The 14222-nt window shown below is 52.1% G+C and carries 10 protein-coding genes; 6 read left to right on the top strand and 4 right to left on the bottom strand.

Annotation, left to right across the window (positions count from 1 at the left end):
- Positions 1-829: 829 nt before the first annotated feature.
- A complete protein-coding gene (gene speB / locus ABYW01_RS04440; protein ID WP_372831317.1) occupies positions 830-1786 on the bottom strand; it encodes an agmatinase in 957 nt (318 codons plus the stop codon).
- A 117-nt stretch (positions 1787-1903) separates the two neighbouring features.
- Here speB and ABYW01_RS04435 point away from each other — a divergent pair, with 117 nt between their 5' ends.
- Positions 1904-2839, top strand: a complete 936-nt coding sequence (locus ABYW01_RS04435) for a LysR family transcriptional regulator (protein ID WP_372831316.1) — start codon at positions 1904-1906, stop codon at positions 2837-2839.
- 6 nt (positions 2840-2845) lie between these two features.
- Here ABYW01_RS04435 and lhgO read toward each other — a convergent pair whose 3' ends face one another.
- Together lhgO and glaH are read right to left on the bottom strand one after the other, a co-directional pair.
- A complete protein-coding gene (gene lhgO, locus ABYW01_RS04430) occupies positions 2846-4057 on the bottom strand; it encodes an L-2-hydroxyglutarate oxidase (RefSeq protein WP_372831315.1) in 1212 nt (403 codons plus the stop codon).
- A gap of 83 nt (positions 4058-4140) precedes the next feature.
- Positions 4141-5085 (bottom strand): glutarate dioxygenase GlaH, encoded by a 945-nt coding sequence (gene glaH, locus ABYW01_RS04425; RefSeq protein ID WP_372831314.1) that lies wholly within the window; start codon positions 5083-5085, stop codon positions 4141-4143.
- Positions 5086-5242: 157 nt separating this feature from the next.
- On the opposite strand from glaH, the gene csiR reads away from it, so the two are divergent.
- The 5 genes from csiR (at position 5243) to guaD (ending at position 12581) form a co-directional block, all read left to right on the top strand.
- Entirely contained in the window at positions 5243-5950 is a 708-nt protein-coding gene (csiR, locus tag ABYW01_RS04420) for a DNA-binding transcriptional regulator CsiR (RefSeq protein ID WP_372831313.1), read from the top strand.
- Between the two features lie 524 nt (positions 5951-6474).
- The gene (gene xdhA / locus ABYW01_RS04415) at positions 6475-7914 is read left to right on the top strand and encodes a xanthine dehydrogenase small subunit (RefSeq protein ID WP_372831312.1); all 1440 of its coding nucleotides are present in this window, start codon (positions 6475-6477) and stop codon (positions 7912-7914) included.
- The gene (gene xdhB / locus ABYW01_RS04410; RefSeq protein ID WP_372831311.1) at positions 7907-10300 is read left to right on the top strand and encodes a xanthine dehydrogenase molybdopterin binding subunit; all 2394 of its coding nucleotides are present in this window, start codon (positions 7907-7909) and stop codon (positions 10298-10300) included. The genes xdhA and xdhB overlap by 8 nt, the downstream gene beginning before the upstream one ends.
- Before the next feature lie 52 nt (positions 10301-10352).
- A complete protein-coding gene (gene xdhC, locus ABYW01_RS04405; protein ID WP_372831310.1) occupies positions 10353-11183 on the top strand; it encodes a xanthine dehydrogenase accessory protein XdhC in 831 nt (276 codons plus the stop codon).
- 63 nt (positions 11184-11246) lie between these two features.
- Positions 11247-12581 carry a guanine deaminase gene (gene guaD, locus ABYW01_RS04400; protein WP_372831309.1) on the top strand — a complete coding sequence of 445 codons (1335 nt, stop codon included), beginning with the start codon at positions 11247-11249 and terminating at the stop codon, positions 12579-12581.
- 192 nt (positions 12582-12773) lie between these two features.
- On the opposite strand, the gene ABYW01_RS04395 is transcribed toward guaD, so the two are convergent.
- Positions 12774-14222, bottom strand: a 1449-nt coding sequence (locus tag ABYW01_RS04395) for a tol-pal system YbgF family protein (RefSeq protein ID WP_372831308.1), incomplete at its 5' end; no start/stop codon positions are given.

Here is a 14222-nt window from a genome sequence, read left to right as displayed (position 1 = left end):
CGCAATGAGGACGAACTCACTCCCCACCATCCCTGTAGGGTAGCTTTCAAGCTACCGGCAGGCTGAAGCCTGCCCTACATACATAAACCCATTCCCCGCATCAATGATCACCCGGCAGGTCAACCACCCGCAATGACGACGAATCCACTCCCCACCCTCCCTGTAGGGTAGCTTTCAAGCTACCGGCAGGCTGAAGCCTGCCCTACATACATAAACCGATTCCCCACATCAGTGACCACCCGACAGGCCAATCACCTACGATAACAACAAACCCACTCCACTCCCCACCCTGTAGGGTAGCCTTCAGGCCACCGGCAGGCTGAAGCATGCCCTACACACATAAACCCATTCCCCACAGCAGCGCCCCCCGACAGGCCAATCACCTACGATGACAACGAATCCACTCCCCACCATCCCTGTAGGGTAGCTTTCAAGCTACCGGCAGGCTGAAGCCTGCCCTACACACATAAACCCATTCCCCGCAGCAGCGACTCCCCTGCAAGCCAATCACCCGCAATGAGGACGAACTCACTCCCCACCATCCCTGTAGGGTAGCTTTCAAGCTACCGGCAGGCTGAAGCCTGCCCTACACACATAAACCCATTCCCCGCAGCAGTGACCACCCGACAGGCCAACCACCTACGATGACGACGAATCCACACCCCACCATCCCTGTAGGGTAGCCTTCAGGCTACCGGCAGGCTGAAGCCTGCCCTACACACACATACCAACTCCCTACAACAATGCCCGCCCGACAACATCTCAACCATAAAAAAACCACCTTCCTTTCAGAAGATGGTTCTTAAATAGAAACTGAGATCTAATCCGGCTACTTACTCAAGTAATCCCCACCCGCGCCTTTGTTGGCCGCGAGGACATAGAGATACTCCAATGCCAGTGTGGCACCCGCGAGTGAGGTGATATCCGCATGATCGTACGCGGGGGCCACTTCAACAACGTCCATGCCGATCAGATTCAAACCGCGCAGCCCACGGATAATCTTCAATGCAGTATCGATGCTTAATCCCGCAGACACCGGGGTGCCAGTTCCCGGCGCGAAAGATGGATCAAGACCGTCAATATCAAAGCTAACGTAGACCTGCTTATCGCCTACACGATCCTTAATCCGCTGAAGCGTGGCCTCTGGCCCGTGTCCATTCACCCACGCAGCATCCAGTACTTCAAATGGATGACCATCGGTTTCGTAAGCGGTACGAATGCCTATCTGAAGAGAGTGCTCTGTATCCACCAGACCTTCATTCACCGCATGGTGAAACAACGTACCATGATCGTATTTGGTGCCGCCGGAATAGGTATCCGTGTGGGCATCAAAGTGGATAATCGCCACCGGGCCATGCTTCTTGGCATAGGCACGCAATACCGGCAGCGTAATAAAATGATCACCGCCAAAGGTCAGTGCTGTTTTACCGGCATCCATAATCTGACTGATGTGGGCTTCCAGATTATCGACCAGTGTTTGTGGCTCACCGTGTTTGAACAAAACGTTGCCAGCATCTTCCACTTTCAGGTGGTCGTCGAGTGCGAAATTCCATGGCCAGCGCGCACCTTCCCACACCATATTGACGGACGCAGAACGAATACCTTCAGGCCCGAAGCGAGCTCCTGAGCGTCCGGATGTAGACATATCATAGGGCACACCGCTCACAATCACTTCCGCATCACTGTGTGACAGGTTGCGCAGCAGCGGAAACTGCATAAACGTCATTCCCAGTGCGCCATATAGTGGCATTTCCGCATCAGCAACGGTCGTATGGTTCTCGGACATAAGGCTCTCCAGACAAACGGTTTTTATATTTCCTTTAGAGTACCCAAGGCATTTTAATTATTGAAATGCATAGTTATGATTGATATATGCACGATATACATACTATAGAGATGACTCATGAAACCGTTGCGTCAATTTGACCTGAACCTGCTGATAATTTTTGAAGCGCTGATTACCGAATCCCATGTCAGCCGCGCCGCTGAGAAAGTGTTCCTCAGCCAGTCCGCCATGAGTCACGCGTTAAACAGACTGCGGGAACAGATGGACGACCCTCTATTAGTACGGACGGAAGGGGGACTGCAACCCACACCTCGCGCACTGGCGATGCTGCCAGAGGTCCGAAAAGCACTGCAACTGATTGAGCAAACCCTCAACCCGCCGCCGCCGTTTTCTGAAACCCGCAGTGACCGCACATTCCGGATCGCCACCACGGACTACTTTGAAACAGTGGTTTTTCCCGGTTGGTTCAGTCAGCTACAACAACGTGCGCCGCAAATTAAAGTGGAGATCGACCTGATCGCGATGGATACGGCCTATTCTCGGCTGGAAAAAGGCACCGTGGATATGATCGTTGGTTTGGATTCTTACCAACCCCTGCCCTCACGCCTGACAGTCGCGCCCTGGATTACAGAACAACAAATATGTGTCGCGGGCATCAATAATCAGCAGGTGTCGGATACGCTGAATCTAAAAGAATATCTGGCACAGAAGCACGTCGTATTTTTCGATCTGGAAAGTGAAACCGCCAATCCAATCGATCGCTGGTTGGAAACACAGAACAGACAACGTGAATACGTATCCCGCATCACCAACTACACCGCCGGCGCACGCATTGTCGCCCGCACCGATGCGATCATGACTCTGCCATTCCATATGGCGCAGCTATTCTGTGAGATGCTGCCGCTACGGATGATCAAACCGCCGCATGGCATTCCAGAGATTGAGATGACCATCGCACAACATCCGCTTTACGCTGATGATCCGGCGATACAGTGGCTTAAAGGGGAGATACAGGAATACGCCCGCGCCATGATGACAACGGGCGAAGGGTGAGCGCTGTTAGTTAACCTGCTTTTCGGCCAGTTTATCGCAGATATAGCCACCAATCGGGATCGATGAGGTGGCCGCAGGTGACGGGGCATTACACACGTGCAAACTGCGCGGACTCTCGGCAAACAGGAAATCATGCACCAGTGAACCGTCCTTCATGACGGCCTGCGCACGAATGCCCGCTGGATAAGGCTGCAGATCACTCAGTTTGAGTTTCGGGCAGTACTTCTGCACGGTTTTCAGATAACCCGGCTTCCACCACGAATTCCACGTTTCGACTAACCCAACCTTGAAGTTAGCTTTTAGTACTTTCCAGAATCCAGAGAAGCTCACCATATCCATCACATCGCGCAGACTGATATTGATCCGGCCGTAACCTTCACGTTTCCAGCCCTGCACCGCGTTTGGTCCCACCGTCACGGTGCCATCGATCATGCGGGTCAGATGCACACCCAGAAACGGCAGTTCAGGATCAGGAATCGGATAGATCAGATGTTTTACAATCTGGTTATGCTCCGGCCCAAGACGGTAGTACTCACCTCGAAACGGCACGATTTGGAAATCCGTTTCGATGCCCAGCATCTTCGTGGTGCGATCCGCCATCAACCCCGAACAGGTAATCAGGAAACGGCACTGGATCTGTTCAGTTTCTCCCGCACGCTCCACATCAACGCTGACAACATCAGACGATTCCGACAATCCAACAACCTTGGTATTCAGACGGGTTTCACCGCCCAACTGCTCAAAGCAACCCGCCATCGCGGTGGTCACCTTCTGGTAGTCCACGATACCGGTGTCTTTCACTAAGATAGCCCCGGTGCCGACAATATCCGGTTCCACTTCGTTGAGCTGTTTCTGGGTCAACAACTCAACGTTGATGCCGTTCGTATGGCAGCGCTCGTAGAGGGCCAGCATTCGTTCATGTTCAAGCGCATTGGTCGCCACCAGCAACTTGCCACACTGCTCGTAAGCGATCCCGTTTTGTTCACAAAACTGGATCGTCGCTGCAACACCTTCCTTACAAAACTGAGCTTTCAAACTGCCCGGTGCGTAATACACACCCGCGTGGATCACACCGCTGTTATGGCCAGTCTGATGCTTGGCATATACCGATTCCTTCTCAACCAATAACACGCTTTTATCCGGGTGACGCTGTTTCAGCTGCCATGCCGTTGAAACGCCGACGATGCCGCCGCCAATAATCAGGTAATCGTAAATCATAGTGCTCACAGTCATGTAATTAGGAACATTGTCAGTTAACGCCGAAGCCCCTCACAGACACTCCGGCGTCCACTTATGCAGGTTTACGCTTTGGTGAAGTGACCACGCTGACGCAATAATTCACGCTCAAGACCCGGATGCGGTACAAACTTATCACGACCATGCACCCAGCAGTGGTTCTGGCAAACCAGCATAGAACCCACCGGCACACGTACACCAAAGCAGTTCTCTTCGCTTTCCAGAGACTCACCCATCTGATGCAGGTACAGGCCCTGACGCATGTTTTGTGGCTCAGCAAACTGGTCGATAAACAGCATGTGAGGCTTGCCCTGGCTATCTTCTTCAAAGAACACCGGGTGCTCAACTTTATAGGCAACCTGCTTGCTTGGCGGAGAACCCCAAACAATATCCTGCTTCGCCAGAGGGTGGTTGTAGAACTTGTCCAGATCCTGCCAGTCGTCGACATGCAGCAGCAAAGATTCGCCGCCTTCCATGTTCTTTTCGTCCATCTTCATCATCAGGACGAAGTCCGTACGTTCATCAACATAGGTACCGTCGTTGTGCAGTTCCATACGGCGGTGTGCCTGACGCAGGTAGCTGTCACTGTTGTCTTCGTTGCGTACGGTGAAACGTGCGTAGTACTTGCCATACATAGAATCGAAGTTAGGCATTCCGATCAGGTGAGAGATAGCCGTAGACAACTTCACGTTGAATTCACTCTGATCAGACGCTGGCTGACCTTCATACTGCAGCAAGAACGCAGCCTGATCACGGTTTTGCATGATCTGGTTCAGGCGCGGGCTTAGCGTGCCACCACAGATCGCATCCAGCTTATCCGCAATCGCAAAACGTAAGAACGGCTTGTATTCCAATGCCTGCACATCCCACTGCTGAGTCTCTTGCTCAAATGCAGTCAGAGTTTCTTCACTCAGCGTAATCACCTGCAGACGTTTGTTCTCTGCGAAGTCTTGAACGTTGTAACCATTGGCAGGTGCAGCCACCTGTTGAATCTGCTCAATTGCCGACATTGTTATTTTTCCCAGTCATCGGTTGTTAGATAAGTTGAAGCCAATAATGTCGACGTTTTTGCTTTATGTCAACGTTTTTAGATTTCAGCGTTATTTAACTGTTTTGCATTCTTAACGTAGAATGGGTCGCATATCAGGCCGTCGAACAGAATGGAATATGACCGCACACGCCAACACCCCCCTTACCCCAAGCACACATAGCAGCGACAACTATGCCACTCAGGTATTAAGTCAGCTTAAGCAGGATATTCTGACGGGCTACTTCAGCCCCGGAGAGAAGTTGCGCATGGTGCGCCTGAAAGAACGGTATCAGGTGGGTGTGAGTCCATTGAGAGAAGCACTGTCCCAACTGCTCGTTGAGCAACTGGTGATTGTGGAGAATCAACGCGGATTCACGGTACACCCGATCTCTGCAGAAGAGATGGCGGACATCTACCATACCCGCGCCCAGATTGAAGGATTATGTGTCGGTCAGGCGATTGACCGGGGTGACGATGCATGGGAAGCCAGTATTCTGGCTGCGGCCCATCGTTTGAAGAAGTCAGCAGAATTACTGGACGAAAACAGCCCTGAAAATATTCAACGCTGGGAAGCGTTGCATCAGGAGTTCCACACCGCGATTGCCGCAGGCTGTGCCTCACCGACACTGCTCCACGTACGCCGGTCACTGTATGAAAAAGCGTCGCGTTACCGCAATCTGTGGCTGAAGCGTAATATGCTGAATCAAACTGTTTTCCATGCCAACCAACAGCAACATCAGGACTTAATTGATGCATTACTGGCGCGAGATAGCGAAAGTGCTGTGCAACTGATTCAGGACCACCTGTTGGGGCCGTATAGGGCGTTGAAAGATACCGAGCTATAGCGCTGTTGATGCCAGACTTCTGCATACCGGAAGTCTGGCATATGACAACCCGTTCACGTTGCCAACCCCCACCGTAAGATTCTGCACCCCGGGTATAACGTTTAAACCGTTACGACCCCGCGAGACGAACATCACCAGCCCTCTCACATCGCTCAAAGCACGCTTTGGTCTCTCCCTATCGGCCCAATACAAGCCTGAGTTAACTCACTCAAAATTGTACACAAAATACAAACCCCACCCCCTGATCTGGCCTGCTCCTACTACAGAATCAGTGTCAAACATCACCATCACATTTCGTTCAGACCTTTAAACGCGCCACTGGCCCTCCCCAAAATCCCACAATTTTCTGCACTTACCGTGGAATTTTGGCGATATCTACCCCGTACTCCCACACTAAGGATAAACCCGGCCTATAATTTCCTAACCACGAGGACAGCTTTTTCTTGACTTGATGGTCAGCTTTGATTTTTAATAAATGTATACAATCTGAACCGAATAACAAATACAAAAAAAGGAGGCCCGCCTTGATCAGGTTCTTACTCAATCAAGAACTGCGTGAAGAACAGAGTATCGATCCCAATATGACGGTCCTGAACTACCTGCGCATTCATGCTGGAAAAACCGGAACCAAGGAAGGATGTGCCTCAGGTGACTGCGGTGCCTGTACGGTTGTTATTGCAGAACCAGATGGCAACAACCTGCGCTACCGCAGCATCAACTCTTGTCTGACGTTTATCTCCGCACTGGATGGCAAACAGCTGATCACCGTCGAAGACCTAAAAGATGGTAACGATCTGCACCCTGCCCAGCAGGCGATGGTTGACTGCCACGGTTCTCAGTGCGGTTTCTGTACGCCGGGCTTTGTTATGTCGATGTTTGCCCTCGGCAAAAACAACAGCCACCCAAGCCACGAAGATATTCATGAAGCTCTTGCGGGTAACCTGTGCCGCTGCACCGGCTACCGTCCGATCATCGACGCCACCGAAAAGATGTATGAGGACAACACCCAGGATCACTTCGATCGCAGTAAAGAACAGACCATCGCTCGCCTGCGCGCTCTGCAGCAGGAAGCGCAGCCAGAAGTAAACGACGGCCGTAAGTACGCCTTCAACCCACGCACCGTAGCCGAACTGGCGACACTCTTCAGCGAAAACTCGGAAGCCCGACTGGTAGCAGGCGGTACCGACCTGGCACTGGAAGTAACCCAGTTCCACCGTGAGATCGACCAGCTGATCTACGTTGGTGATATCGCCGAGATGAAGAAGATCGAGGTGTTTGAAGACCGTATCGAGCTGGGTTCAGCGGCATCACTCACCCGCTGCTATGACGTGCTCACAGACGAATACCCGGATTTCGGCGCCCTGCTCCATCGTTTTGCATCCCTGCAGATACGTAATCAGGGCACACTGGGTGGCAACATCGGTAACGCCTCCCCTATCGGTGATTCTCCCCCAGCACTGATCGCGCTGAATGCACAGGTTGTGCTGCGTCATGGCGACACATCCCGCACCCTGCTGCTGGAAGACTACTTCATCGACTACAAGGTCACCGCTCAGCAACCGGGCGAGTTTATCGAGAAAGTGATCGTGCCACGTGCCGAGGCTGGCAGCGAATTCCGCAGCTATAAGGTGTCTAAACGTATTGATGACGACATATCCGCGGTACTGGGCTGCTTCAAGCTAAAAATCAGCGAAGGCCGTGTTGAAGACGCTCGAATCGCATTCGGTGGTATGGCTGCAATCCCTAAACGCGCCAGCCACTGCGAGGCTGCACTGAAGGGAGCAGCGTGGAACAAAGAGACCATCGAGCGCGCAAAAGCCGAACTGGCAAAAGACTTCACACCGCTCTCCGATTTCCGCGCATCCAAAGAGTACCGTTCACTGGCAGCAGCTAACCTGCTGACCCGCTATTTTGTCGAACTTGAAGCTACTGAAGTAACAACACGGGTTTCAGATTATGTCTAACCATCACAACAATAAGAAAAGCTACGACGAGATGCTGGCAGAGGCCAAAAACGACCTCACCTCGGGTGTTGGCCGCAGCGTAAAACATGAAAGTGCAGCCAAACAGGTCGCAGGTGAAGCGGTGTATGTCGACGACCGTCTGGAATTCCCCAACCAGCTGCACGTCTACGCCCGCCTGTCAGATCGTGCACACGCCCGCATCACCAAAGTGGACACCACACCCTGTTACGACTTCCCGGGTGTGGCGATTGCCATCACCGCAAAAGACGTACCGGGCCAGCTGGATATCGGTGCGATCATGCCGGGTGATCCACTGCTGGCAGACGATGTGGTGGAATTCTATGGTCAGCCGGTTATCGCAGTTGCCGCCAACGACCATGAAACCGCACGTAAAGCGGCCATGGCCGCCGTGATCGAATATGAAGACCTGACGCCGATTCTCGATGTCGAAGAAGCGCTGGAAAAAGAAAACTATATCAGCGAGCCCCACACCCACAAGCGGGGTGATTCAGCCGAGGCACTGGCTGCAGCACCGCACAAGGTAAACGGCAGCGTCCATATAGGTGGTCAGGAGCACTTCTATCTGGAAACCCAGATCTCCTCCGTCATCCCAACCGAAGATGGCGGCATGATCGTGTACACCTCCAGCCAGAACCCAACCGAGGTTCAGAAGCTGGTCGCCGAAGTACTGGGCATCTCCTTCAACAAAGTACAGATCGATATGCGCCGTATGGGTGGTGGGTTCGGCGGTAAAGAAACCCAGGCCGCAGGCCCTGCGTGTATCGCAGCGGTGATCGCTCACCATACCCGTCGTCCAACCAAGATGCGTCTACCACGCATGGAAGACATGGTGATGACCGGTAAGCGCCATCCGTTCTTCAACCAGTACGAAGTCGGTTTTGACGATAAAGGGGTTATCACCGGTTACGAGATGAAGCTGGCAGGCGATTGCGGTTACTCGCCGGATCTGTCGAACTCCATTATTGATCGCGCCATGTTCCACAGCGATAACAGCTACTATCTCGGTGATGCCACCGTGACCGGCTACCGCTGCAAGACCAACAAAGTCTCCAACACTGCCTACCGTGGTTTTGGTGGCCCGCAGGGTCTGATCATGCCGGAGATCGTGCTGGACGATATCGCCCGTCGCTTGGGCAAAGACCCGTTAGACGTACGTAAAGCCAACTTCTACGGCGGTGAAGGCCGCGATACCACACACTACTACCAGAAAGTGGAAGACAACGTACTGCCGGAGATGATCGACGATCTGGAAGCAAGCTGCGAATACCGCAAACGTCGCGAAGCGATCCGTGCCTTTAATGCCAGCAATCCGATCCTTAAAAAAGGTCTGGCCCTGACACCGGTGAAATTCGGTATCTCCTTTACCGCAACCTTCCTGAACCAGGCCGGTGCATTGGTCCACATCTACACCGATGGCAGCATCCATCTGAACCACGGTGGTACCGAGATGGGTCAAGGCCTGAACACCAAGGTGGCGCAGATTGTCGCGGAAGAGTTCCAGGTGGATTTCGACAACATCCACATCACGGCAACGGACACCGATAAAGTACCGAACACCTCACCGACGGCGGCATCATCCGGTGCTGACCTGAACGGCAAGGCCGCACAGAACGCCGCGCGTACCATCAAGCAGCGTCTGGTGGAGTTTGCCGCCCGTCACTATCAGGTCACTGAAGAAGATGTGCGTTTCCAGAACAACTACGTGATGATTCGCGATGAAGTGCTGCCGTTTGCGGAGTTTATCAATCTCGCTTACTTCAACCAGATCTCGCTCTCAAGCACAGGTTTCTACCGTACCCCTAAGATTCACTACGACCGGGATAAAGCCCGTGGACGCCCGTTCTACTACTACGCTTACGGGGCAGCCTGCGCCGAGGTGATCGTGGACACCCTGACCGGTGAATACAAGATCCTGCAGGCGGATATCCTGCACGACGTGGGTGCGTCGCTGAACCCGGCCATCGATATCGGTCAGGTGGAAGGCGCCTTCGTACAGGGAGCGGGCTGGCTAACTTCAGAGGAACTGGTCTGGAACGATCAGGGCCGCCTGCTGACCTCCGGCCCTGCAAGCTACAAAATTCCCGCGATCTCCGACATGCCGGTGAAATTCAACACCCGTTTGGTGGAAAACCGCAAGAACAAGGAAGACACCGTATTCCACTCCAAAGCAGTCGGTGAGCCACCCTTTATGCTCGGGATCTCCGTGTTCTGTGCCATCAAGGATGCAATCGCCAGTGTCGCCGACTATCGCGTGAGCCCGGCAATCGATGCACCGGCGACCCCTGAACGGGTGCTGTGGGCGATCGAAACGCTAAAGCAGCAGCGCACAACCGAAGCGAAAACCGCGTCCACCGAGACGACCTAACCCCTAAACACTCTGATCAGACCCATAATAAAGATAATAACGGGAGCGATACATGAACACTGAATGGATCAAAGCCCTTTCCGCTCTGGAAGCAGAAGGCACCCCAGCCGTCATGATTACCGTGGTGGACGAGCGGGGTTCTACCCCGCGTAATGCGGGTGCCAAAATGGTTATCAGCCAGGAAAGGCAGTTTGACACCATCGGTGGCGGTCATCTGGAATATAAGGCGATCAAAATCGCCCGCCAGATGCTGGAGGAAGGCGAAAGCCAACCTCGCCTGGAACGCTTCTCGCTCGGTGCCAGCCTGGGCCAGTGCTGTGGTGGTGCCACCACCCTGCTGTTCGAACCCCTGGGCACCAGCACCATTCAGATCGCTTTGTTTGGCGCAGGCCACGTAGCCCGCGCCATCATCCCCATTCTTTCCAGCCTGCCCTGCAACGTGCGCTGGATCGATTCGCGGGAAGATGAATTTCCTGACCATATCCCTGACGGTGTTACCCAGGTCGTGAACGAGTATCCGGTGGACGAGGTGGATGACCTGCCCGCCAACAGTTACTTCATCGTCATGACCCATAACCACCAACTGGACCAGGAACTGACCGAAGCGATCCTGAAGCGAAATGATTTCGCCTACTACGGTCTGATCGGCTCCCATACCAAACGCAAGAAATTCGAACACAGGCTGAAAGCCAAGGGATTTAACGACAAGCAGATGGCGCGTATGACCTGCCCGATGGGCATACCGGAAGTGAAAGGCAAGCTGCCAGCCGAGATCGCTGTCTCGGTGGCCGGTGAGGTGATCGCCCACTACAACGCCAACTTCGGTCGCGCCGCACAGCCAACGCCAGAAGAAACCACCGTGGTGGAACGTCTGGCGATCTAAGGCTCAGGGAGCTGCTCCCTCCGCTTGTTAACAACACGCTTAATTTGTTGAGACAGTAAATTGATGAAACACGTACAGCCAAAGGCAAAAGCCTACCGTGCCGCCATGATCTACAGCATCGCTGATCCGGTCGAAGTCGGCCTGGAAGAAAGCTACCGTTACTTTGAAGACGGCCTGATGATCGTTGAAGAGGGTCGCATCGCGGCCATTGGTCACGCCGAAGAGATGCTGAAAGATCTGCCAGCCGCTATGCAGATTACCCACTATCCGGATGCACTGATCACCCCCGGATTTATCGATACCCATATCCACTTTCCGCAGACCGGCATGATCGCCTCCTACGGGGAGCAGCTGCTCGACTGGCTCAACAACTACACCTTCCCAACCGAGCAGAACTTTGAAGATGACGAGCACGCCTCTGAAGTGGCCGACATCTTCCTGACCGAACTGCTGCGCAACGGTACCACCACCGCGCTGGTCTTCGGCACCGTGCACCCGCAATCAGTGGACGCTTTCTTTGAGGCCTCCGAAGCGCGCAACCTGCGCATGATCGCCGGTAAGGTGATGATGGACCGCAACGCACCGGAAGCGCTGACGGATACACCGGAAAGCAGCTACCGCGACAGCAAAGCGCTGATCGAACGCTGGCACGGCAAGGGCCGTCTGCACTACGCAGTGACCCCACGCTTCGCACCGACCAGCAGTGACGAACAGCTGGCCGCCGCCGGACAGCTGCTGCGCGAGTATCCGGAGCTGTACATGCACACCCACCTGTCCGAAAACACCAACGAGATCGCCTGGGTGAAAGACCTGTTCCCGGATCAGGACGGCTATCTGGACGTGTACGACCACTTCGAACTGTTGGGTGAACGCTCCGTCTTTGCCCACGGTGTGCACCTGTGCGATGAGGAGTGCAAACGTATTGCAGAAACCGATTCCACCATCGCCTTCTGCCCGACCTCCAACCTGTTCCTGGGTAGCGGCCTGTTCAACCTGCCGAAGATGGAAGCACACAAGATCAAGGTTGGCTTGGGTACCGACGTGGGTGCAGGCACCAGCTTCTCCATCCTGCACACCCTGAACGAAGCGTACAAAGTGATGCAGCTGCAGGGCGTGAAACTGCATCCGTTCAAGTCTCTGTATCTGGCGACGCTGGGTGGAGCGAAAGCACTGAAACTGGACGACAAGATCGGTAGCCTGGAACCGGGCAGCGAAGCGGACTTTATCGTAATGGATTACAACTGCACACCATTGATGTCCTACCGGATGCAGCAGGCGAAAAGCCTGGAAGAAAGGTTGTTTGTGATGATGACGCTGGGGGATGACCGGGCGATTAAGGAGACGTTTGCGATGGGAGAGTCGGTGTATCAGCGGGAGGCTGAATCTGTAAGCGTCTGATTTTCACTTCTTAGTCCTCTGAGAAGAGGGGAGCTTCAGGACTCCCCTCCTAAAGGCCAACGTTAACCGTTAACCTACCACTTACCCAACCCATCCGTCCCCAAAAGCTATTCTCAATCAACTGAAGATACACGGTCCGCGCACGACCTCTATGTCGTCATATCCAATCAGAGCAACAGCTACCTTATTAAACTATAAATTAGAATAGAGCTGAGTAAGAACCAGTTTATCTTCTAAAAGCCTAATGTTCTCAGAACTAGACTTACTTTTTGTGCGCTTATTCAATGCTACAAAAAAGAGTGAATCGTCCGTTGTTCGCCAAGCATAGTTGACTACATAGTCAAAGTCCTCTGCTCTAAAAACAGCGAATTTATTTTCAGGGTTATAAGAAAATTCATCAATTTTTGTCGCCCACTCAAACTCCACATCAAGCCGCTTTATCTTACCGTCACGATTACCGAAGAAAATAACGGGACGATCATCAAAGGTAGCAAACCCAGCTTCCTCCGCTTTCCCAGTTAAGCGAAAGTATTCCAATATTGGGTTCATGCCCTTCTCTTCTACAGAGGAGGCTTTAACAATATTGTTGAATGCATATTCCACGAAACGAGAGAGAGGTTCCTTCTTTACTAAATCAAGATATGCAGAGAGTGCTTGTTGATACTTCGACTCAGCCCGATAGGACCAAGCTATCCAGTTGAGGGCATTATCTACCGCATTACCCTCGGGATATCGTTCTACTACCTGATTAAGATATTTTCTGGCTTTAGCATTATCGCGTTCCCACAACAAATAGTAGACAGCTATCTCAGCTAGAGCATCATCGGCCAGATGGTGTTTAGGATGTTCATTGACAACTCGCCACAAGCTTTTCAACATATCTTTGCCTTTTGAGGCATCGCGATAACAAAATGCTTTCAGCATTTCTATACGAGCAGAATCACTACTTTTAAATTTTCTTTTGTATTCATTAAGAAACTTAATTGCCTTATCAGAATCGTACTTCGTTTTCTTTAGTGACATCGCCGATTCAAACAAATAACTTTCTTCACTAATTTCACCATTTGCTTGCATTATCGACAAACGCACAATTTCATCCAAAGCTTTAATTCTATCTCGCTCTCCTTTATAGAAATAAACCCCATCCACACCTTTCAAAACCTTCCGGTAGTGATCTGCTGAATGAATATAACGACCTTTACTAAATTCTCGCCTCGCCCACCTCAAGTAAACATAATTTTTATTAACTTTCTCTGCTATTCTTAGTGGAATCTGAGCCAACCAACCATCAACATCATCAACCTCTGAGCCAGCCAAGTATTTTTCAGCTGCAGCGGATACAACTCGCTCATCAATAACGTTATAATTCTTAGGTTTAAAAGTCTTCTTCAAACTCTCAATAGTCAAGTACAGCCTTTTCAACTCTCTGGCCACCAACTTGTCATCATCTAACTTAGTTATTGCGGAAGACATATGCCTCAACGACCCTATAACATAGTTTCCATTCTGATATCTCCTTAGGTATTCGTAATAACTATCCAAAACTCCCAAAGTCATACGTTGAAATTCAAACTTAGAGTTGAATCTTTGTTCATCCCCCACTCTTCTTTCAAAGTTAATATAAAATTCGCGATATGCTTT

This window comes from Pontibacterium sp. (assembly GCF_041587635.1).
Taxonomy (GTDB): Bacteria; Pseudomonadota; Gammaproteobacteria; order Pseudomonadales; family Balneatricaceae; genus Pontibacterium.
The sequence above is the reverse complement of the archived record's forward strand: the minus strand, read 5'-3'. Positions and strand labels throughout refer to the sequence as shown.